This window comes from Paraburkholderia terrae, assembly GCF_002902925.1.
In the GTDB taxonomy this organism is placed as follows: Bacteria; Pseudomonadota; Gammaproteobacteria; order Burkholderiales; family Burkholderiaceae; genus Paraburkholderia; species Paraburkholderia terrae.
The window spans coordinates 2,479,620-2,500,175 of record NZ_CP026113.1; the positions used below are offsets into that span (position 1 = coordinate 2,479,620).

General features: G+C 59.8%; 20 protein-coding genes and 1 pseudogene. 10 read left to right on the top strand and 11 right to left on the bottom strand.

Going from position 1 to position 20,556, the window contains the following annotated elements:
* Positions 1-242 precede the first annotated feature (242 nt).
* The 5 genes from C2L65_RS40850 to C2L65_RS40870 all read left to right on the top strand — a co-directional run bounded on the left by C2L65_RS40850 (position 243) and on the right by C2L65_RS40870 (position 3,452).
* Positions 243-758 (top strand): Ohr family peroxiredoxin, encoded by a 516-nt coding sequence (locus C2L65_RS40850; RefSeq protein WP_042305607.1) that lies wholly within the window; start codon positions 243-245, stop codon positions 756-758.
* 31 nt (positions 759-789) lie between these two features.
* Positions 790-1,197: a DUF3331 domain-containing protein gene (locus C2L65_RS40855; protein ID WP_042305608.1), complete on the top strand. Its 408-nt coding sequence runs from the start codon at positions 790-792 to the stop codon at positions 1,195-1,197.
* Between the two features lie 38 nt (positions 1,198-1,235).
* The gene (locus tag C2L65_RS40860; RefSeq protein ID WP_042305609.1) at positions 1,236-2,225 is read left to right on the top strand and encodes an alpha/beta fold hydrolase; all 990 of its coding nucleotides are present in this window, start codon (positions 1,236-1,238) and stop codon (positions 2,223-2,225) included.
* Positions 2,226-2,455: 230 nt separating this feature from the next.
* Positions 2,456-2,707 (top strand): hypothetical protein, encoded by a 252-nt coding sequence (locus C2L65_RS40865; protein WP_042305610.1) that lies wholly within the window; start codon positions 2,456-2,458, stop codon positions 2,705-2,707.
* A 109-nt stretch (positions 2,708-2,816) separates the two neighbouring features.
* Complete coding sequence (locus tag C2L65_RS40870; RefSeq protein ID WP_233446663.1) at positions 2,817-3,452, top strand: DedA family protein; 636 nt, start codon at positions 2,817-2,819, stop codon at positions 3,450-3,452.
* Here the strand turns inward: C2L65_RS40870 and C2L65_RS40875 are convergent.
* Positions 3,438-6,185: an ATP-binding protein gene (locus C2L65_RS40875; RefSeq protein ID WP_042305611.1), complete on the bottom strand. Its 2,748-nt coding sequence runs from the start codon at positions 6,183-6,185 to the stop codon at positions 3,438-3,440. The genes C2L65_RS40870 and C2L65_RS40875 overlap by 15 nt on opposite strands.
* 139 nt (positions 6,186-6,324) lie before the next feature.
* The gene (locus tag C2L65_RS40880) at positions 6,325-6,750 is read right to left on the bottom strand and encodes a nuclear transport factor 2 family protein (RefSeq protein WP_042305612.1); all 426 of its coding nucleotides are present in this window, start codon (positions 6,748-6,750) and stop codon (positions 6,325-6,327) included.
* A gap of 175 nt (positions 6,751-6,925) precedes the next feature.
* Between C2L65_RS40880 and C2L65_RS40885 the strand changes: the two genes are divergently transcribed.
* Together C2L65_RS40885 and C2L65_RS40890 are read left to right on the top strand one after the other, a co-directional pair.
* Positions 6,926-7,948 (top strand): LysR family transcriptional regulator, encoded by a 1,023-nt coding sequence (locus tag C2L65_RS40885; RefSeq protein WP_042305613.1) that lies wholly within the window; start codon positions 6,926-6,928, stop codon positions 7,946-7,948.
* The gene (locus tag C2L65_RS40890) at positions 7,945-8,799 is read left to right on the top strand and encodes a DMT family transporter (RefSeq protein WP_042305614.1); all 855 of its coding nucleotides are present in this window, start codon (positions 7,945-7,947) and stop codon (positions 8,797-8,799) included. The genes C2L65_RS40885 and C2L65_RS40890 overlap by 4 nt, the downstream gene beginning before the upstream one ends.
* Here the strand turns inward: C2L65_RS40890 and C2L65_RS40895 are convergent.
* Positions 8,759-9,532: a TetR/AcrR family transcriptional regulator gene (locus C2L65_RS40895; protein ID WP_233446664.1), complete on the bottom strand. Its 774-nt coding sequence runs from the start codon at positions 9,530-9,532 to the stop codon at positions 8,759-8,761. The genes C2L65_RS40890 and C2L65_RS40895 overlap by 41 nt on opposite strands.
* Before the next feature lie 300 nt (positions 9,533-9,832).
* On the opposite strand from C2L65_RS40895, the gene pdxR reads away from it, so the two are divergent.
* Positions 9,833-11,299 carry a MocR-like pyridoxine biosynthesis transcription factor PdxR gene (gene pdxR, locus C2L65_RS40900; RefSeq protein WP_233446665.1) on the top strand — a complete coding sequence of 489 codons (1,467 nt, stop codon included), beginning with the start codon at positions 9,833-9,835 and terminating at the stop codon, positions 11,297-11,299.
* Between the two features lie 31 nt (positions 11,300-11,330).
* A pseudogene (locus tag C2L65_RS40905) lies at positions 11,331-11,528 on the top strand (sigma factor-like helix-turn-helix DNA-binding protein); the annotation flags it as partial.
* A 38-nt stretch (positions 11,529-11,566) separates the two neighbouring features.
* Here the strand turns inward: C2L65_RS40905 and C2L65_RS40910 are convergent.
* From C2L65_RS40910 to C2L65_RS40925, 4 genes are all read right to left on the bottom strand, one after another.
* Positions 11,567-12,310 (bottom strand): SDR family NAD(P)-dependent oxidoreductase, encoded by a 744-nt coding sequence (locus C2L65_RS40910; protein WP_042305618.1) that lies wholly within the window; start codon positions 12,308-12,310, stop codon positions 11,567-11,569.
* Between the two features lie 264 nt (positions 12,311-12,574).
* Positions 12,575-13,147 carry a YbhB/YbcL family Raf kinase inhibitor-like protein gene (locus tag C2L65_RS40915; RefSeq protein ID WP_042305619.1) on the bottom strand — a complete coding sequence of 191 codons (573 nt, stop codon included), beginning with the start codon at positions 13,145-13,147 and terminating at the stop codon, positions 12,575-12,577.
* A 79-nt stretch (positions 13,148-13,226) separates the two neighbouring features.
* Complete coding sequence (locus C2L65_RS40920; protein ID WP_042305620.1) at positions 13,227-14,432, bottom strand: NAD(P)/FAD-dependent oxidoreductase; 1,206 nt, start codon at positions 14,430-14,432, stop codon at positions 13,227-13,229.
* A 251-nt stretch (positions 14,433-14,683) separates the two neighbouring features.
* Entirely contained in the window at positions 14,684-15,586 is a 903-nt protein-coding gene (locus C2L65_RS40925) for a LysR family transcriptional regulator (RefSeq protein WP_042305621.1), read from the bottom strand.
* A gap of 115 nt (positions 15,587-15,701) precedes the next feature.
* Between C2L65_RS40925 and C2L65_RS40930 the strand changes: the two genes are divergently transcribed.
* Complete coding sequence (locus C2L65_RS40930; protein WP_042305622.1) at positions 15,702-16,904, top strand: MFS transporter; 1,203 nt, start codon at positions 15,702-15,704, stop codon at positions 16,902-16,904.
* An 18-nt stretch (positions 16,905-16,922) separates the two neighbouring features.
* Here the strand turns inward: C2L65_RS40930 and C2L65_RS40935 are convergent, their stop codons facing one another.
* From C2L65_RS40935 to C2L65_RS40950, 4 genes are all read right to left on the bottom strand, one after another.
* Positions 16,923-18,218, bottom strand: a complete 1,296-nt coding sequence (locus C2L65_RS40935) for an NAD(P)/FAD-dependent oxidoreductase (protein WP_042305623.1) — start codon at positions 18,216-18,218, stop codon at positions 16,923-16,925.
* Positions 18,219-18,220: 2 nt separating this feature from the next.
* The gene (locus C2L65_RS40940; protein WP_042305624.1) at positions 18,221-18,979 is read right to left on the bottom strand and encodes an amino acid ABC transporter ATP-binding protein; all 759 of its coding nucleotides are present in this window, start codon (positions 18,977-18,979) and stop codon (positions 18,221-18,223) included.
* Positions 18,976-19,632 carry an amino acid ABC transporter permease gene (locus C2L65_RS40945; protein ID WP_042305625.1) on the bottom strand — a complete coding sequence of 219 codons (657 nt, stop codon included), beginning with the start codon at positions 19,630-19,632 and terminating at the stop codon, positions 18,976-18,978. Before C2L65_RS40945 ends, C2L65_RS40940 begins: the two co-directional genes overlap by 4 nt.
* Positions 19,633-19,713: 81 nt before the next feature.
* Entirely contained in the window at positions 19,714-20,484 is a 771-nt protein-coding gene (locus tag C2L65_RS40950; RefSeq protein WP_042305626.1) for an ABC transporter substrate-binding protein, read from the bottom strand.
* Positions 20,485-20,556 lie beyond the last annotated feature (72 nt).

Consider the following 20,556-nt stretch of genomic DNA (forward strand, 5'->3'; position numbering starts at 1 on the left):
AGAGTCAATTTCTTCACAAGGCGACACTGCGCCGGCGAACGCCCGAGTCATCAGATTCACCTCATCACGCCCCCAAATTCGAAAGCGTCTGGATTGATGTTCCGGATGCAACACCATGCTCCCCTCCGCGAGTCTTCTGCGCACCGCCGCTTCCCCCTACGATTCACCCTGCGCAGAAAGAGCACACGTCGAATCGCGCGCTCCCGCGCAACGAAACAAGTCACCACTAAACACCGAGACGAATGACAACGCTACGCCCACCGCCATTGACGCTACTCGACAAGTACTCCGGACATGAGCCTCAAATCCTGTATTCGACCACAGTCACCGTCACGGGCGGCGGCACGGGTCATGGACGCGCGTCGGGTATCGCGCGCTCGGACGACGGGCAGCTCGCCGTCGATCTACGCATGCCCAAAGCGCTCGGCGGACCCGGTGGAGGAACCAATCCGGAGCAGTTATTCGCCGCGGGGTATGCGGCCTGTTTTCATGGCGCGCTCAGTCTGTTGGCGGCCCGCTCGGCTGTTCGCATTCACAACGCGTCAGTCGATGTCACCGTCGATTTCGGCCGGGACCCGATCGATGGCCTGTTCGTGCTGAGCGCCCATACGCGCGTCCATTTGCCGGGCGTCGATCGTGCCGTCGCCGAAGAGCTGGTTCGCAAAACCGAGCGGTTTTGCCCGTACACGAAGATGGCAAGGCAGGGCATCGTGAATGTCGTCGCGCTCGTCGTGGCTGGCGAGACGAGCGAGTCGTGACGCAGTTCGCCACATCGTAGAGAGGTTGGAAATGAACAGAATCGATCCATGGTTCCAGATTGTCAGCGGGTTGCACGGCCGCAGCCGGTTCACTGCGCAGCAAAATCCCGCGTCCGCAGGGCGCGGGCCGCGCGAGCGCTGCAGTCCGATGACCACCGCGATGGCCAATGCTTCATCGATCCGCCGCATCGAGTGGCAGACCACCTGCACGATTCTGGTTACGTGGAGCGATTCGACGCTGGGCAGGTTCGAAGATCAGACATGGCGCGCAGGCTTTGCGCGCACTTCAGGCATTTGCGGTCTGACAGGTGTCCCCGTTCGTCGCGGCGACCCGGTGTTCCGGCCGTTACAGCGAGCCGGCGTGCTGCCGAGAAACGCATTCGACATGATTCGGGCTGACACGCTAGGGGCACCGACGAGCTATAGGTCGAATGGGTAGTGCATTTAGAGCAAGGCATTAAAACAAGGGCAATGACTATGTCGAAAAACAGTAACCAGAAGCAGAATCCCGCGCGCCGGAACATTCTGATCGGCAGCGCCGCAGCCGCTGGCGGCATCGCGGCATCACTGATTCCGTGTACGCTGCAGGCAGCGCAGCCGGGCGCGTCGTCAGGCGCGTCGAAGCCTCATGGCCAACATCCGGCGAGCTACATCACGACGAGAGACGGCACGCAGTTGTACTACAAGGATTGGGGCGCCGGCTGCCCCGTGGTGTTCTGTCATGGCTGGCCGCTCAGCTCAGATAGCTGGGAGTCACAGATGATGTTCGTTGCGTCGCACGGTTATCGCGCCGTCGCGCACGATCGTCGCGGCCATGGACGTTCGAGCCAGCCCTGGAACGGCAACGACATGGACACCTATGCGGACGATCTCGCCACCGTGTTCGAGACGCTCGGGCTGAAGGATGCGATTCTGGTGGGCTTTTCTACGGGTGGCGGAGAAGTGGCACGCTATCTCGGCCGGCATGGCACGAAACGTGTGTCCAAAGTCGTGCTCGTTTCCGCTGTGCCGCCGTTGATGCTGAAAACGCCTGCCAATCCAGGCGGATTACCCATCGACGTATTCGATGGCCTGCGCGCAGCGCAACTGGCGAACCGCTCGCAGTTCTACAAGGACGTGCCGGCGGGTCCGTTCTACGGCTTCAATCGTCCGGGTGCCAAGCCCTCGCAGGGTCTGATCGATTCGTGGTGGATGCAGGGCATGCAAGGCGGCCACAAGAACACCTACGATTCAATCGCGGCGTTTGCGCAAACGGACTTTACCGAAGACCTGAAGAAGATCGACGTTCCCACGCTGATCGTCCATGGCGACGACGATCAGATCGTGCCCATTGACGCTGCAGGTCGTGCGTCCGCGAAGCTGATCCGGAACTCGAAACTGATTGTCTATCCCGGCGCGCCGCATGGTTTGACGGACACGCACAAAGAGAAATTCAACGCAGATCTTCTGGCGTTCATCCAGAGCTAAACCCGGTCGAAAGACGACCAGTAAGGGCAAGCACTGCCGTGCTTGCCCTTTTTAATCTGCAGTCACACTTCGTGCCTGATGGCAGAGGCGAACGCCCCGCTATTGTTGTCCTCCCGGCAACATGGAAACCGCCGTTGCCGGTCTTCTGCAAGGCGGCGGATATACCTACGATAGAGACCAGTTTCTAGCCCGCTCGAACGCTTAGGCCGCTATCGAACCAGAACAAAGAAATGAACACGATTGCTATCGCTAGCAAGGATGCAGTTGAAGACATGACGGGTGACAGACGCACGCGGCAGATGCTCCGCCCGCCAGAGCAGGTGTCAGTCGAAACCGAGGCAAATCATGGCAAATCGAACGCACGGGCCGGAGTCCTTACCGGCCTCGCATGGACGAAGAACTGCTCGCTATGCCCCGTTGCGTTGGGCAATTTCATGCGGACATCGAACGCGTATCTTTTTTCATCGGCGTCCGAGGAATGACACAGACCGATTGCACGTCGCAGCTTCTTGCCTGTGTCGATGAGCACGGCAAGGTCGCTTACAGGAGAGCAAGATGGTGTCACATGAACTGCTTTCGCGGTATGGCGCGTTGATCGTCTTCTTCAATGTACTCGCGTCGTCGCTCGGCCTGCCCTTTCCGTCCATCACGACACTGATGATGATTGCAGCGAGCATAGCGCTCGCCCAGCAAGACCTCTCGCATACGCTGCTGCAGTTTGGCGCGCTGTTCGGCGCTGCCGTCGCCGGTGGTGTCATTGGCGACCTGGTCTGGTTTCTTCTCGGCCGACGCTATGGGAAACGCGCTTTCCGACGGGTGATCGAACTGTCGCCGTCGACGCAAGGCAGTATCACGACGGTCGAACGATACTTCGCGCGCTGGGGTACACGCGTGCTAGTCATCACCCGCTTCGTGCCGGGCTTGTCGCTCGTCGCCGTGCCTCTTTGCGGGGCCACGGCGATAAGAACACGCTCTTTTCTGCTTCACGATTGCATCAGCATTAGCATATGGGCATGCGTGGGACTTCTCCTCGGCGCGCTGCTTGCGACACACATTGACGTGTTGTTGAGCAGCATTCTCCGCTTTGGATGGCAAGTCGCATTCGTTGCCTTCACGCCAGCACTCTTCGTCTTATACCGGTGGTTCGCGCGCCGGCTCCTTTCTGTGGGCCAGCAAGCATGTGCGCCGACACACACGCCGCTTATCGTCAGCTCACACATCATATGAACCGCATTGCCTGATTTGCGACTCGTAGGCGGTCGCGCCTTGCTTCCTCGCCAAAAGAAACGCACGGCGCAAGCAAGCAGTGCTTGCGTCGTGATCTTCTTCAAGACGAAGAGCATGAGCCTTGGTCATGAGCAGCCGCGGAAGGTACAACTCGTCGCCGTTCAGCTCGATTGCCTTGATCGCTTCCTCGCAGACCAGAATCGCGCGCATGGTATCGGTGCTTGCGCATAGCGCCATTGCCAGCGAATTCCTGAACATCGACGCCGACATCGTGTACTGGCACTTCGTCATACCTTCGAGGCAGCTCTCCAGCAGCGAAATACTTTCCTCTAATCGGCCCTCGGCATAAGAAAGCTGACCGCGAAGCCCTAGCACCACGTAACGGAATGGCGTGAATCCATTCACCTTGACGATGGCGTCGAATTCATCCGTTATTTCGTTCAGTCTCGGCCAGTTCGCTGCCCACGCGAAAACTTCTCCGGCCCATAGCAGCGTCACGCACTGAGTGGCCGGATGGCACAGCAAGCGTGCGCTTTCAATGGCGTCATTCGCGAAGCGCTCTGCCTCCGAAGCCTGACCCGTCAGCCAAAGATTTCTCGCGTTTCCGCTCAACGCACGCAGGTAGGGATTGATGCCGAATTCCGCCTGCTGCAATGCATCCACTCCGTTCATCCTGGCCGACAGAATCACAGGTTCCCAGAGACCGGACGACGATGCGATCTCGCCCTTCATGTGCAACGCGACGCCAAGCATCGAATGAACCGTCGAAGCGTCGCGTCCACACGCAATGATCCATTGCGCAGCTTCGCTCGCGAACATATAGGCGCCCTCGAAATTGCTGGTTCGATAGAGGTACATGATGAGTCCGCACAGCAGTCTGTCATGTCGAACCGAGTCGCCTAGCGACAATGCAATGGAAAGAGCGCGCTCGTACGTCCGTCCAACCTCTGTACTTTCGCTGCCCGTGAACAGCAATGCATTGCCATAGGCCGCAATGAGATCCAGTTCCGTCAGACTCCCTCGTTCGCCGTCGTCCAGTTTCGACAATGCGATTTCGGTCCATTTTCTGGCCTCGCTGAGCATCGACTTTCGCAGCAGCAGTTTCGCGTATGAAGCGACCAGCCTGCAACCTTGAACGGCGTCCCGTTCACGTACGAGCGTCCACTCCAGCACCGCGCGCAGATTGCCCAGATCGGCGAGCCAGTTATCCCCCGCATTTTCCGTCAAGCCGTCGGCGGGCCACGCCGCCGCATAGTACGACGCGTGGCGGGCGCAGAACTGATCCAGCTCGCCGGCCTCTTCCAGTTTCACGCGCGCATAAGAGCGGGTCGTGTCGAGAAGAAAGTAGCGAACTGCGCTCTCGTCTGGTCTCACATCCAGGAGCGACTTGTTCGACAGTTGATTGATGGCTCTCAGCACGTCAGCGCGATCGATGTCCTCCGCGCCGATCACGGCCACAGCCGCATCGAGCGCGAAGCAGCCGACAAACACCGCCAGCCTGCGCAGACACACCTGCTCCAGCCCGGTCAGCAGTCCGTAGCTCCAGTCGAGCGTCGCGCCGAGCGTCTGGTGCCTCGGAACCGCTGTGCGGCGTCCATGCCACATAAGCCGGCTCTTCTTGTCCACCAGTTCCAGAATCCCGACGAGACCGAAAGTCGGCATCTGTCGCGCGGCGAGTTCTATCGCCAATGGAATGCCATCCAGAGCCCGGCAGAGCCTGCCCACCGACTGCGCGTTATCGTCGGTCAATTCGAAACGGCATCCGGCCTGCACCACCCGTTCGACGAACAATCGGATTGCCGAATAGCTTTGCGCATCGTGTGCTTTGAGCGACTCGCCCGGCGGCGGCGCGTCGAGCGGAGGAAGGCGGAATACGAATTCACCATCGACATTCACGATTTCCCGCGACGTCACGAGAATATAAATGCTGCTCGAGTTTCGATAGAGAACTTCCGCAGCCTGCGCGACACCGTCTATCAGATGCTCGCAGCAGTCGAGAAACACGAGCAATCGGGTATGGCCAATCGACGCACATACTTCGCTGATGGACGCGGCTGCTTCCTGCCCTTCACGCAAGGCGGCCACCAGCGTCGACGAAACCAGCTCCGAATCCTGAATCACCGAGAGATCGACGGAGACGATCCTGCCGTCGAAATCGTCGCGCAGCCTGTCGATCACCGCATTCGCGACCGTCGTCTTACCCATTCCGCCCGCGCCGACAATACTGACGAACCTATGCTCTTCGAGTTGCCGGGCGATATGCGCTATTTCGCGTTCCCGGCCAACGATGACGGCGCCCGTATGCGCGAACCGCAATTGACCACGCGCCGACGGACGCGTGGTCTTGAGCTCGACGCCGGACTGAATTCCGTCACACGGCGTCACGGTCGCGACAAACGTATAACCCCTTCCGGGCACATTCATCACATACGTGACGCCCGGATCGCCGTCGGCAAACGCTTTACGCAGTGCGACGAGATGAAAGCGAAGGCTCCCTTCTTCGACGACCGTATCGCGCCATACTTCTGCGAGAAGATCGCGCGCGCTGATGACGCTTCCGGCTCGACGCACGAGCGCAATCAGAATGTCGAGCGCGCGGCTACCCAGCTTGACCTGCTTGCCATGACAGACAAGCAGTCGTTTATCCGGAAACAGGAAGAACGGCCCGAACGAAAAGTTCGTCGTAATTGAATGCGATGCCGTCGTTCCAAATTTCGATAAGCTGGCAAACAAGTATCGTCTCGCTGGAAGTCGTGGTTTCCACCGATTCTATCTGACCGATACGCTAAATCGAATCTTTCAAATCACTAAACACGAGAAACTGAAACTTTGGCATTCAGGGACTCGTAACGGGACTGATTCGGTACGCGCGCTATATTGCTTTGAGGGTACGACACCGCACATCGGGGAATGTATCGACCTGACGGTTGAGCAGAATGAAGAGCCGCGCAATCTGTCCGTTGAATAGTGAAAAATGAAGATTGACGACGAGTGGGTTTGGCAATCCTCTTGAATCGAATGTGCCTGTTACGGCGCCAACCACCGTCGTCACGCGATAGTGCTGAGACACCTGCAGAACTTCGATTCTCAGGTTATCGGCAATGACTTCTCTGGCGATCCAGGCCTCGATTGCGGGGCGTCCCCAAAAATCACGAAGCTGATCATTGACGAGCGCATCGTCTCTGAAGAGTGCCGCCATAGCACCGGCATCGGCGTTATTGAGCGCCAGAAGAAATGAAGCGATCACTTGCGCGTCTTGTTGTGCGGTCTTCCGTATTCGGTTTGCCCGATCACGCATCCCGTTTCCTTGAGGGATCAACGAGCGCAAATGTTCGTCGATCCTGTCTCTTTTTGTCTGCTATTTGTTGTTAGCGGCTGTTAGCGCTTGCGATAAGTCCATAGTGTTTTGCCTATAACGCTGCTTAATCAACTATAAACCAGCGTCGAATCGACTTCGCGAGGAAAACGTCTTCATGGAATCGACCATGTGCAATCAATCAGGCTTCCCGTCGGAAGAGGTTATGGACACGCTGTCAGCAGGATTCACGACAAGCTACGCCGCCGTCATGACCTTCATCGCCGTTGCGAAGGAAGAAAGTTTCGCCAAGGCGGGAGATCGTCTCGGCATTGGACGATCATCCGTTAGCCGGAACATACAGAAACTGGAACAGCAACTCGGCACCAAGCTCTTTTCACGTACCACTCGCAGCGTCGGGCTGACAGCTGAAGGGGAGATCTTTTACGAATCGTGCAAGCCCGGTATCGACGGCATCCTGAACGCGATCGAGCGAATGCGCGACCTGCGCGGCGGACCGCCGCGTGGACTATTGCGGATCAGCTCCACCGTAGGATTCGGAAGAAAAGTTGTCGCGCCGCTGTTGAGCCGGTTTCGAGACTTGTACCCAGAGGTCTCGATCGACCTGATGCTGTGCGATAGCCCAGCCAACTTTACGAGCGACGGCATCGACATCGCATTCAGGAACGGCCGGGTGGACGACAGCCAGATCATTGCCCGCCGCATCATTCCCATGCACATGCTTCTCTGCGCTTCTCCTGAGTACGTAATGGAGAAAGGATTGCCGACGGAAATCCAGGATCTGCCACGGCATCGCGCGATCAATTTCCGCTTCTCGTCCGGCAGAATCTACGAATGGGAATTCAAGGTAGCAAGCGAGCTGATCAAACACGCCCCGTCCGCTCATCTGACCTTCAATGACGCGGATCTTGTGCTCAATGCAGTCCTCGATGGTCAGGGGATCGCGCAGGTGGCTGGCTATCAGGCCTGCGATCACATTGCGACGGGCAAACTGATTTCCTGCATGGATCAATATGCACCGGACGATCGAAGCCATTTTCTGTGCTATCTGAGCAAACAGCACATGCCGTCCCGCATGCGGCTCTTTATCGACTTCATGCTCGAGCAGATAAGAATGCTCAACCTTCAGTGCGGGGCGGATGACACTGCGACGAGCACGTCGCGCAGGAGCACACAATGAGACCTTATATCGCCGCGTTCACTGCGATCATTCTCTGGTCGGCATTTGCAACGCTGAGCATGCCACTGCGACATCTTCCTCCATTGCTGGTCACGGGGCTCGCACTGCTGGCCGGAAGTCTCGTCACGCTCCGGCATATCAGCGCATGGAAAGTCAGATGGTCCACATTCATCTTCGGGTCCGGTTGTCTTTTCCTCTATCACTTTTGCTTGCTGAAATCTTTCACGTATGGGTCGGTTCCCGTTGCCAACCTGATCAACTACACGTGGCCGTTCCTGCTCGTCCTCATGTCGAGTGTCTGCAATGGACGCAAGAGAGGATGCTTTGCCGAACTGACTTGCTGCGCAATCGGCTTCATTGGCTGTGCGGTGCTCGTGCTGCAACCCATGACGAATGGCACGTTCGAGGCGCGCAATTCGATCGGATATGGTTTCGCCGCTGCGGCCGCTGTCGTCTGGGCGGGCTATACGTTCCTCACACCAAGGTTCGAAGCGCATAGCGCGTGGGCTGTCGGTGGGTTCTGCGCTGCAAGCGGCCTTGCTGCGCTTGCCGTGCATGCCGTGGCCGGTCCGTCTGTCGAACTGTCCGCTCGCGACGTTGCGTGGATCGCGGCAATCGGCGTGGGACCGCTCGGAATAGCGTTTGTCGCATGGAATCACGCATCCAGGTTCTGCGATCCGGGGCTTCTCGGTTCGATATCGTATCTGTGCCCGCCGCTCTCACTGGTCATACTGCGGATCGCCGATCCGACAGCCGTCATCGACTGGATGACTCTGGCCATTTCGATGCTGATGAGCGTATGCGGGATAGTCATGTCGCAACATTGGCGACGGGCGGTGTTGAGTAGTTAGCCGATCCATCGAGAGCGTCACCCGTCCGCACGATGTGGGCGCTCAAGAGTTGCTCCCGCATGACAGTCATCAATTCTTCGTCCATGCCACGCTCGAACAGTGCGCGGAGCGTTCCGATCAGAATCGAAACCAGTGCGTGGCTGATCATTTCCATCCGTGCCGCGTGCCTCTGAATCACGTTTGAAATCATTTCGAGCGTTGCTTGATGCAGGCGCGCAGAACCCTCATAGAGCAACGCCGCCGTCCCTATCTGTGCCCAGACGGCATGAATCGCATGAACTTCACGCAAACGTTCGGCATTCACGGCAATGAAGGCATTCGCCAGCACGTCAACCATTGCTTCGGGACGTTCCCCTTGCGCATCGCGACACGCGATCTCCAGAAAGCACACGACATGATCGACGTGACGACGCACCATCGCGCCCATCAGTTCGTCCTTATTCGCGAAGTACTGGTAAATCGTCCCCACGGCAAAGCCGGATCGCTTTGCGACTCGGGTCGTCGTGAGCGCTCGCGGTCCGTCCGCCGTGACGATCTGAACGGCCGCCTCGAGCAAGGCTTCGATTGTGTGTGCTGCGCGCGACTGGCGCGGCAATTTGCGAGGCTGTGGAGCAACGATGCCAATAAAGTCTGCATCGTTTGGAGCCTGGCGTCGAACGTTCATCATCGCAACAGTGTGTAAAGCGGTGGACCGATTCGCCGGTCGCGATTGTTCTAACCGGAACCGGCCCATTGATGTCACGACAGTACGATGAAAATGCCTACATGTAATGTGCCAGTTTGCGATTCGCAAGCTGGTCCACTTTCTCTATCACGTTCTCTAATGTCACAAACTCCGCGCATAAAACGTCTTGGCTATGAGGGAATGGATTTCCCAATTGCGTATTGCCGCACTTATTAGCGTCAGTATCAAGCAATCTCACTACTGCCACATGCTCCAGCTATAGACTCTGCAAATGCTATGAACGATCGGTGTGACGCCCTGGCGGGTACGAATAGACGCGCAAGGTCGACCATCGTATGGTCCCTGCCTTTGGGCACGCCCGATCCCAAAGAAGGCTTGCAGCGTTGGCTGTACGAAGCATTGAGGCTGGCGATAGTCAGTGGCCGCCTGCCCTGCGACAGCGTGCTGCCGGGCACCCGTACATTGGCGCAGCAATACAATCTCGCGAGAGGCACGGTTGCGGCTGCGTACGAGCAACTGTTGTCCGAGGGCTATCTGGTCACCCGCACGGGAAGCGGCACACGGGTCAGCGCGGCGTTGCCGGACCAACGGAATCCTGCCAGACCGATATCTGCACCATCAGTTGCTGCAAATGCAGGCTTTGCGCGCGAATCGCACGCGCCCTGGATCAAGCGGCTCAAGGAAAACGATCCGCCATTTCCGCTCTCAGGCGCAAACACGCTGCCGCAGCCTTTCTTCCCGCACCGCGGCGACATACGCCTCTTTCCCATCGATTTGTGGCGACAGTTGCATGTGCGGCAATTGCGGCCCTCGCGCCTGCTCACACTCAATGACACGAGTCCTGCCGGATTGCCGGCACTACGGGCGGCGATTGCCGACCATCTCGCCATTGCGCGTGGCGTGCGAGTGCCGCCGGAACAGATCGTCGTCATCGGTAGCGTGCAACACGCGCTGGACCTTTGCATGCGGTTGTTGACGGGGCCGGGCGACACCGTCTGGATGGAAGACCCCGGTTACGTGGGCGCGCGTCAGATCATGCACGCGAGCGGTGCGAATGTGGTCGATGTTCCCGTCGATCACGACGGTTTGCGCGTACACGACGGCATGCGCGACGCGCCTTCGGCCGCGCTCGTCTATGTAACGCCGACGCGTCATGCGCCGCTCGGCGTGCCATTGTCGAACGAACGGCGTGCTGCGCTGCTACGCTGGGCCGCCGCGAACGGCACGATCATTTTCGAAGATGACTACGACAGCGAGTATTGCTTTCGCTCGCATCCGCTGCCGGCGTTGCGGAGTCTTCCCGGTGCCGATCAGCACGTCGTATTGGCGGGAACATTCAGCAAGCTGATGTTTCCATCGCTGCGGCTCGCCTATGCGGTACTGCCGCCGCGTCTGGTCGAGCCTTTCGTTCGCGCGGCGTCCCTCACCGTCCGTAGCGCGAGCGGTTTGACGCAAGCCGTTCTTGCAGACTTTCTTGGCGAAGGCCATTTCGACCGGCACGTGCGCCGCACGCGGAAAATCTATGCGCGCCGCGCTCATGCGTTCGAGCGCGCGGCACAGAAGCATTGGCAAGATCTGATCGAAGTTCAGCCGGCCATTGCGGGGCTCGACGTGGTTGGCCGGCTGCTTTCGGTCGACGAGCATACCGCCGTCCAAAAGCTGAGAGGCGCGGGCATCGACGCGGCGCCGTTGGGCAGATACACGCAGCACCATCATCATCCGCCGGGCCTCGTGATGGGTTTCGCGCCTTTCAATGAGGAAGAAATCGAACGGTCCGCGCAACAGGTCGCCGCTGTCCTGCGCAAGGCGGAATGACATGAGCGATCCGCCCACGATGCCAGACGGAATGAACGAACGCGCCGACGAGGTATCAGTCGCATTCCTGATGCTGATCGAACGCCTGTCGCCCGAAGCACGCGCGGCGTTTCTGCTGCACGAGATCTTTGGCGCGGACTATCGAGAGGTCGCAGCGGTCATCGGCAAGTCGGAAGCCGAGTGTCGGCGACTGGTCATTCATGCCAGAGCACAGCTGCGTGATGAGCGGCTGCGTTAAGCTCGACTCGACGCAGTCGCTCGATCCGCTTACTGCAGCGTATATCCGTTATCGACGATCAGATCCTGGCCATAGATACCGCGTGACGCGGGCGAGAGCAGGAACATGATCGCATCCGCAATGGCGGCGGGTTCAAGGAAGCGACCGGGAAGCAAACGCTGATTGACGCGTTCCGCAACCGCGGAAAGCTGCGCTTGCGGCAATCCCAGGCTGGACCAGATTGCCGTCGCGGTTGGACCGGGCGAGACGATATTGATTCTGATGTCATCGGATGCGAGTTCGACTGCGAGCGTCCTTGCGTGTGCCTTGAGCGCAGTCTTCGAGGCGATATACGCGGCGAGTCCCGGAAACGTGACCTGTGACAGAAACGTCCCGATGAAAACGACCGATGCAGACTTTCCCAACTGCTCTCTCAAGATCGACAACGTGTTCAGCGCACCAGCGCCGTTCACGGTCCATTGCCGCTCGAATGCGGATACTTCCAGGCCATTGGCCAGCTCGGCAATACCCGCATTGGGGACCAGAAAGTCGACAGAGCCCATCTGACGGGCCTGTTCAGAAAGCGCCGCGAAATCGCCGCTTTGCGTGACATCCCCTTTTACCCATTTGAGCGTGTCACCATATCTGGACTGCAACGAATCCAGTTCACCCATCGTGCGACTCATCGCCAGCACGCGAGCACCGCTCGCCAGAAGACGATCAACCGTCGCAAGACCAATACCGGAATTTGCACCCGTCACGACAGCAAGGCGATTCTCAAATCCTTCAAACATGGTTCTTTCCTTTTCATTTGTCGATTAAGTTCTTCTTGTCGTTGGGCCACAGCGCATGCCGTCACGACCCACTTCATATAACAAGGATCGGGCCAGCATAAGAACGCTTTGTTTTCAGCGAGTTGACAACACGCGATGTCAAATTGACCCGAAACGAATCGACTACTTCAGTAGTCTTATCGACAAGGAAAGGAGAAGAATTGCGCTATGCGGAGAGCGCGAACTGTTCCGCAATGAAATAGATAGATGTCCTCGCGCGAGTAGTCATTCCGCCGTCCGATGATATTTCGCAACATAGCGCGCCTGTGCGATCACTTTCCCGTGCATCTGATAAGCGACGAGCGCCGGGCTTGACGCCGCTTTCACATCGATACTCGGCACGCTCAACGCCGACGCTGTAACGATGTATCGATGTGATGTACCTTGAGGCGGACAAGGTCCGCCGTATTTCGACTCGCCGAAATCCGTCAATGTTTCCATTGCACCTGTCGGCAACAATTTCGAGTTGCCTGAAGCGCCCTTTTCGATCGATGATTCCGACGCCGGTATATTGACGACTTCCCAATGTGTCCAGCCCAGTCCGCCCGTTGGCGCATCGGGATCATGAATCGTCACGACGATGCTCTTCGCTGCAGGCGGAACATGGGACCACGAAATATGCGGCGAAATGTTGTCGCCGTGACATCCAAATCCGCCGTACACCTGTTCGTTCACGAACTGTCCACGCGTCAGGCCATCCACCTTGACCGTGAACGGCTCGGCAACAGCCATCACCGGCACGATCGCCAATAGCACCGGTAAGCAGAACGTTGCCCGCAACAGAACGTTGGATCTCATGGCGCGCTCCATTGAAAAGACAGAAAGTGCAACATGCGTTCGCCGCCCTCGCCGCTACGGCTCGGGCGGCACTAACGGCTTAGCCGAAAGACGCTTGCGGATTACCCGCTGCCAATGCCTCTGCGCGATTCGGCGCCGGCGGATAGATCCACTGCGTGTTGATCATCTGCTTGCGCGCCTTCCCTTCGGCGTGCGTCAGCTTGATCTGTCGATCCCAGCCTTCCGAATAGACGGCACCCCATTCGCCGAGATCGACGCACGTGGCGTAGAACGGCTGGCGATACGTCAGCGTCGGCACGCCGAGCAGATCCGCCGCGACGTTGTGTCCGCCGAATTGGCCCATCACGATGGCGTGCTGACAGGACATCAGCGCGTAGCGGCCGCTGTCGTCGGTCAACGCTTTCGCGACGTCACCCGCGACGAATACGTTGGGCGCTTCGGGCACGCGCAAATCCGGCGCCACTTCGACGCGTCCGAGCGGGTCGAGATTCGACGACACCTGCGCGGCCAGCGGGCTCGCGCGCATGCCGCCCGCCCAGATCACCGTGCTCGCTTCGATGCGTTGGCCCGACGCCGTGCGAACGCCACCGGCATCGACGGCCACCACGCCCGATCCCAGCACAGCCTCGACGCCGAGCGACTCAAAGGCTTCGGCGACGAACGGACGGGGATTCGGCCCGAGATCCGGACCAATCTCATCTTGCGTGCCGATCACCACGGCGCGAATCGCCGCATCCGCGCCGAACTTCTCGCGCAACCGCTTCGGCAGTTCCGTTGCGACTTCGATGCCCGTGAATCCGCAGCCAACCACGGCCACCTTATTGCGGGCGGGTGAAGCGGGCAGCTTCGCCAGCGCGTCGAGATGGTTATCGAGTTCCACTGCATCCTCGATACGGTCCACCGAGAACGCGTGCTCCAGACCGGGAACAGGCGGCCTGCTGAGTTTGCTGCCGCTCGTCAGCAGCAGGCGGTCATACGCGAGCGAACGCTTTTGTCCGTTGGCCGACACGACGCTCACCGTCCTGTCCTGAACCGAAATGCCGTCGACGCTGCCTTCGACATACTTCACACCAATGGCATCGAGCAGCGGCAGCAGCGGCGCAGCCATCTTCTGCGGCTCGGCCTCGTACATACGCGGGCGGATCTGCAGTTCGGGCTTCGGCGAAATCAACGTGATTTCAACGTCGCTGCTTCTCACACCTGCGCCATCAAGCACGCGAGCGGCGCCTAGCGCGCCCCACACGCCGGCAAAGCCAGCACCCACAATCAGGATCTTCTGCGACATGATATTGCCTTCGTTTAGAGAGTTGCGAAGTCGACGACAGGCGCAGAAACGCTTGCGGAAAGCGTTGGCGAACGCGCCTGATCGACGTTGGCGACATTGCTCATGCGACCATCGTCGAGACGGATTGTAGGTTTGGAGATCGAACGCCAGAAGCACCGCGAACGCGTTCACCATGTTGCCTGCACGACAACAATAGGCAGTGAAGCGAGAAGGGATTTTGCAGAGAGGTAAAGCAGAGACTGCCGGGCAGGCTAGCGCGCGAACTCCGTCGTCTTCGCCGCCTCAGCAAGATAATCGACAAACGACGCGATGCGCGCCGATATCGCCGTGTTGCGATAGTAGACGGCATTGATCGGTTGCCGCACATCCTGAGTCTGCCGCGCAAAAATCTGGACGAGCCGGCCTTCGCGACGGTCACGGCCCGTCATGAAGTCGGACAGGCAAACGATGCCCGCACTCTCCAGCGCCAGTTGCCGCAGCGTTTCGCCGCTCGACGACGAGATGGCTGGCTCGATCCGATACAACTCATTGTCCGGCCCAACCAGCGGCCAGACGTTGAGCGACTCGGGCTGCGTAAATCCCAGCAGCGAGTGCTTGGCGAGGTCGTCCACGCGTTTCGGATGGCCATGCGCCTTCAGATACTCGGGCGTGGCCAGCACCCGGATGCGACTGCTGCCCACCGGCCGGCTATGCAGCGTCGAATCCTTGAGCCGTCCAATCCGGATCGCGACGTCGGTGCGGCGTTCGAGCAGATCGATGATGCCTTCGTTGCTGTTCAGTTCCAGTTCGACCTGCGGATAGCGCGCGCGATAACCCGCGATGAGCGGCACGATCACGTGCAGCATGAACGGCGTGGCCGCGTCGACGCGCAACCGTCCGGAAGGCCGCTCGCGGCGCGCGGCGAGTTGCTCTTCGGCGTTCTCAACTGCATCGATAATCTCGCGCGCGTTTTGCAGAAAGGCCTTGCCCTCTTCCGTCAGTTCGAGGCGCCGTGTGGTCCGGCGCAGCAGCGTGGTTTGCAGCTTTTCCTCGAGTCGTCCCAAGGTGCGGCTCGCGCCGGAAACGGTCTGCTCCAGTTGCTCGGCAGCGGCCGTGATCGAGCCCGTGTCGACCACGGCCGCGAAGGTTTGCAGTTCGTCGAGAGTGACTTTCATACTTGATCTGAAATCAAAAGTGTTTCATTTATAGACCAGTTTTTCTGCAAAAGTAAAGCGGGCACACTTCGTCCATCCGTTAAAGCCTTTCAATCATGCTTCCTGGTAGACGACCATGCCACTTGCCCTCTTTGCGCTGACGCTCAGCGCCTTTGCAATCGGGACCACCGAGTTCGTCATCGTCGGACTCATCCCGACGATCGCCGCCGATCTCGGCGTCACGCTCCCCTCCGCAGGTCTGCTCGTCAGTCTGTATGCGTTGAGCGTAGCGATCGGCGCACCGCTGTTGACCGCCCTGACAGGGCGCGTGCCGCGCAAGACCTTACTGATCGCGCTAATGGCGCTCTTCACGATCGGCAATCTGGTTGCGTGGCGCGCGCCTTCGTATGAATCGCTTGTCGTTGCGCGCATTCTGACGGGGCTCGCGCACGGCGTGTTCTTCTCGGTCGGCTCGATCATCGCGACAACGCTCGTGCCGAAAGAAAAGTCCGCGAGCGCCATCGCCACGATGTTCAGCGGCATGACCGTCGCGTTCGTCGCGGGCATTCCGCTTGGCACGTTCATCGGCCAGCATTTCGGCTGGCGCGCGACGTTTCTCGTCGTCGCGTTGTTCGGCTTCATCGCGATGCTCGGCGCGTTGTTCTTCATGCCGAACAACCTGCCGCACAAGCGTCCGGCATCGCTCAGCCAGCAGGCTCGCGTGATCGTTCATCCGCGCCTCTTGCTGGTGTATGCGATGACGGCCGTCGGTTACGGCGGCTCCCTGATCGCGTTCACGTTCATGGCACCGATTCTCGAACAGATCACGGGATTCACGCCGTCGCAGGTCAGCATGGTGCTCGTCGCGTATGGTGTTTCCGTCGCGGTCGGCAACGTGTGGGGCGGCAAACTCGCCGACGCGCAAGGACCTGTGAAAGCATTGAAGCGGATATTCCTTCTGCTCGCTGCCGTGCTGCTGGTGTTCACGTTCACGTCGCACAACGCGTGGCTCGCCGTGCTGACCATGCTCGCGTGGGGTGCTGTCGCGTTCGGCAACGTACCCGGCCTTCAGGTCTATGTCGTCAAGCAGGCGCAGCAGTTCGCGCCGCAAGCAACGGATGTCGCGTCGGGCTTTAACATCGCGGCGTTCAATCTCGGCGTGGCGGGCGGGTCGTCGCTGGGGGGCGTGATCGTCGCGCACCTGGGGCTGGGCCACACGCCGTGGATCGCCGCTGCCGTGACCGTGCTGGCGTTCGGATTGACGGCGTGGAGCGGCAGCCTCGACCGCCGCGTAGGACTCGCCGGGCGCACCGCCGAAGCCGTCGCGGCGACTCATTGAATTCGAATCAAATCCGCGTTACGCGACGGCGTCCATCAAGCGATACCACGCGACACCAGCCGTGATGTAAAAGCGCTGCAGGCCATGAAACGGAATTGACCTGACCGGTGTCACTGCAAACGGGAACGATGCAGGCGATTCCCCACACATGCGTTCGGCCAGGTGCTTGCCGACCGTTGTGGCCATCGCGATGCCGCGTCCGTTATAGCCCAGCGCGATGCTCAGCCCAGGTGCGGGTTCATGAATGTGCGGCAGAAAATCCGCGGTGATTGCGACACGCCCCGCCCATCGATATTCATAGCTTATCCCCTTCAGTTGCGGGTACATCAGTTCCACGGCACGTTCCAGGTGTGCCCAGTCGCCGTTTGCGCGTGGCTCGGAAAACGGTCCTCGCCCACCCATCAAGAGACGGCCCGCCGCATCGCGCCGGAAGTACAGCAGCAGTCGGCGTGAATCCGACGCGACCTCGCCGCCGCGCAGAATGTCGTCGCCGATTCCGCGCGGCAACGGCTGCGTCGCGACGATAAAGCTGTTCGCCGCGATCACCGATTGCCGCAAGCCCGGCCACAGCGCGCCCGTATAACCGTTGGTGGCGATCACGACACGCTGCGCGTCGACGCTCGCTCCGCCCTGCGTCTCGAGGCGCCAGCCGCGCGCGTTGCGCGAGAGCCGCGTCACCGACGTGCGTCCATGAATGGCCACGCCCAGCCCTTGTGCCGCACGCGTCAGGCCGCGAACATAACTGAGCGGCTGGATGCTGCCCGCGCGATGATCAACCCATCCGCCGATATAGCTCTTCGTACCCAGCCGTTGCGACACCTGTGCGGCATCGAGCAGACTGACCTCGACGCCGCGCGCCGCCCATTGCCGCGCGCGGCGCGTCACGGTTTCGAGCATCGCCGCCGATGGTGCGGGTTGAATCCACCCGCGGCGCACCGCTTCGCATTCGATGCCGTACTTGCCGATCAGATCGAAGACGTTATCGGCTGCCGCGCCGACTGTTTCGACCAGCCGGTTGCCCGCCGTTTCGCCGAAGCGCCGCACGAGTTCGTCGGGATCGTACTTGAGGCCCGGAATCACCTGCCCGCCGTTGCGGCCCGATGCACCCCAGCCTGGCTCGGCCGCGTCGAGCACGCACACTTTCACGCCACGTTCGGCCAGATGCAAAGCCGTGGACAAACCGGTAAAGCCCGCGCCGACGATCGCCACATCGACGGATGCCGACTCGCGCAGCGGCGGCGTGTCGGGCGCAGGCTGCGCTGTCGCGGCCCACAGCGAATCGGGCAACGCGGCCCCTTCATTCACTTCGATCATGTTCAGTTCTGGTTGGCAGTAGCGTGAGCGTCGCTGGAAGAAAGCAGACGCCGCAAGAATTCCTGCGTGCGCGGATGCTTCGGGTCGGTCAGCACGTCGCGCGCCGGACCCGTTTCGCAGATCGTGCCGCCGTGCAGGAAGCACACGCGATCGGCCACTTCGCGCGCAAACGCCATCTCATGCGTGACGACCACCATCGTCATGCCGTCCCGTGCGAGCGAGCGCATCACGTTCAGCACTTCGCCGACAAGCTCCGGGTCGAGCGCCGAGGTCGGTTCGTCGAAGAGCAAGGCTTCCGGCTCCATTGCAAGCGCGCGCGCAATCGCCACACGCTGCTGCTGTCCGCCCGACAGTTCCGCCGGGTACGCATTCATCCGATGCGACAGCCCCACCTTGTCGAGTAGTTGCCGCGCCTGTTCGCGCGCCTGGGCCACAGGCGTGCGGCGCACGTACACGGGCCCTTCCATCACGTTTTCGAGGGCCGTGCGATGGGCGAACAGATTGAAACGCTGGAACACCATGCCCACGCGCATGCGCAATTCGTGGATGTTCTTCGCGTGCGCATCGACACGCACGCCATCAATGGTGATCGAGCCCGCATCGTAGGTTTCGAAACCGTTGATACAGCGCAGCACCGTCGATTTACCCGAACCAGACGGCCCGATCAGGCACACCACTTCCCCGGCCTTCACGCTCAGGCTCACGCCCTTGAGCACTTCCTGATTGTGAAATCGCTTGTGTATTCCGTTGATCTCGATCATCGGCTTTTCCTCACGGCGAGTCGCTTGCCAAGCTGGTTGACACTGAACATCAGCGGCAGGCTCAGAACCAGGTAGAGCAGCGCGACAAGCGTGTACACCGTCATGTTCTGGAACGTCGACGACGCAATCAGCTGTCCCGCACGCGTAATTTCGGCAACCGTGATCGTCGACGCAACGGATGAATCCTTCAGCAACATCACGAGCGTGTTGCCATAGGGCGGCAGCGCGATCCTGAACGCCTGTGGCAGCACCACGCGCCGCATGATAAGCGGACCGCGCATGCCGATCGCGTGCGCAGCTTCAATCTGCCCGTGATCGATCGCCTCGATGCCCGCGCGGAAGTTCTCCGCCTGATACGCCGAATACGCGATGCCCAGACCGATCACGCCCGCCTGAAACGCCGACAGTTGCACGCCCATGTCGGGCAGCACGAAATAGATATAGAAAAGCTGCACGATGATGGGCAGCCCGCGGATCAGATTGATCACGGTGCTGCCGAACGTCGATGCCGCGCGATTACGCGACACCTTCAGCAGCGCGAGCGCGAGACCGAGAATCGAGCTGAGCACGAATGCACAGGCCGTGATCTCGATGGTGATGACTGCGCCCTTCAGCAGGATCGGCAGAAAGTCGATTGCATTCTGCAAAAACATCGCGCCTCCTGACACGCTTGGCAGATCGTCCGCGTGCGTTCACACGCTGACAGGTTCGAATGCAGCGATACGCCGTGTCGTTCAGCTCATGTGCCATTTCTGCAGAATCTGCTGCAGCGTGCCGTCGGCCTTCATCTTCCTGATCGCGCTATTCAGCTGTTCCAGTGTTGCCGTGTCGCCTTTGCGCACGATGAAGCACACCTGTCCTTTCACAGCCGACTGATACTCGGGCACGAGCCGCACCTGCGTGTTGGCACCCTGCTGCAACTGATACGCGACGATGGGTTGATCCGCGAAGCCTGCCTTGATGCGGCCCAGTGCGACGTCGCGCATGATGTCCGCGACGGAATCGTAGGTGCGGACTTCCTTGAAGATGCCCTTCTTGTTGAGCGCATCGACGAACGCGGTGCCGACCTGCGCGCCGACCACTTCGCCCTTGAAGTCGTCCATCGACGTGTAATGGCCTTTGTCGTCGGCCTTCACGACCAGACCTTCGCCATACGAATAGACGGTGTCGGAGAAGTCAACGATCTGCTGGCGCGCCGGTGTCTTGAGCATCGCCGCGGAAATGATGTCGATCTTCTGCGTGGTCAACGACGGAATCAGCGCCGAGAACACGTTCTGCTGCACCTCGACCTTGAAGCCGGCTGCGCGGCCGGCGGCGTCGATGGCGTCGACCATCATCCCCTGGATCGAATTCGACTTCACGTCGAGAAACGTGAACGGCACACCCGTGGCCGTTGCGCCAACCTTGTAGACAGGCTCGGCGGCGCGCGCGGCACCCGACGAAATTGCGAAACAGGCGGCGAGACCAGCAGCAAACAGGGTGAAGCGTTTGGCAAACGTGACCATGCATATCTCCAGACGGGAGCCGGCGCGTCAGTGTGACCGCTGGCGGATTTCGTTTTGTGACTGCGAAATCAT

Bases quoted from the DNA above. Each gene is read 5' to 3' on its own strand.
- C2L65_RS40940 (WP_042305624.1), bottom strand. From the start codon at position 18,979: ATGATCGAGATCAACGGAATACACAAGCGATTTCACAATCAGGAAGTG.
- C2L65_RS40850 (WP_042305607.1), top strand. From the start codon at position 243: ATGACAACGCTACGCCCACCGCCATTGACGCTACTCGACAAGTACTCC.
- C2L65_RS40910 (WP_042305618.1), bottom strand. From the start codon at position 12,310: ATGTTTGAAGGATTTGAGAATCGCCTTGCTGTCGTGACGGGTGCAAAT.
- C2L65_RS40885 (WP_042305613.1), top strand. From the start codon at position 6,926: ATGGAATCGACCATGTGCAATCAATCAGGCTTCCCGTCGGAAGAGGTT.
- C2L65_RS40880 (WP_042305612.1), bottom strand. From the start codon at position 6,750: ATGCGTGATCGGGCAAACCGAATACGGAAGACCGCACAACAAGACGCG.
- C2L65_RS40895 (WP_233446664.1), bottom strand. From the start codon at position 9,532: ATGGGCCGGTTCCGGTTAGAACAATCGCGACCGGCGAATCGGTCCACC.
- C2L65_RS40925 (WP_042305621.1), bottom strand. From the start codon at position 15,586: ATGAAAGTCACTCTCGACGAACTGCAAACCTTCGCGGCCGTGGTCGAC.
- C2L65_RS40860 (WP_042305609.1), top strand. From the start codon at position 1,236: ATGTCGAAAAACAGTAACCAGAAGCAGAATCCCGCGCGCCGGAACATT.
- C2L65_RS40930 (WP_042305622.1), top strand. From the start codon at position 15,702: ATGCCACTTGCCCTCTTTGCGCTGACGCTCAGCGCCTTTGCAATCGGG.
- C2L65_RS40920 (WP_042305620.1), bottom strand. From the start codon at position 14,432: ATGTCGCAGAAGATCCTGATTGTGGGTGCTGGCTTTGCCGGCGTGTGG.
- C2L65_RS40855 (WP_042305608.1), top strand. From the start codon at position 790: ATGAACAGAATCGATCCATGGTTCCAGATTGTCAGCGGGTTGCACGGC.
- C2L65_RS40935 (WP_042305623.1), bottom strand. From the start codon at position 18,218: ATGATCGAAGTGAATGAAGGGGCCGCGTTGCCCGATTCGCTGTGGGCC.
- C2L65_RS40945 (WP_042305625.1), bottom strand. From the start codon at position 19,632: ATGTTTTTGCAGAATGCAATCGACTTTCTGCCGATCCTGCTGAAGGGC.
- C2L65_RS40915 (WP_042305619.1), bottom strand. From the start codon at position 13,147: ATGAGATCCAACGTTCTGTTGCGGGCAACGTTCTGCTTACCGGTGCTA.
- C2L65_RS40865 (WP_042305610.1), top strand. From the start codon at position 2,456: ATGAACACGATTGCTATCGCTAGCAAGGATGCAGTTGAAGACATGACG.
- C2L65_RS40890 (WP_042305614.1), top strand. From the start codon at position 7,945: ATGAGACCTTATATCGCCGCGTTCACTGCGATCATTCTCTGGTCGGCA.
- C2L65_RS40950 (WP_042305626.1), bottom strand. From the start codon at position 20,484: ATGGTCACGTTTGCCAAACGCTTCACCCTGTTTGCTGCTGGTCTCGCC.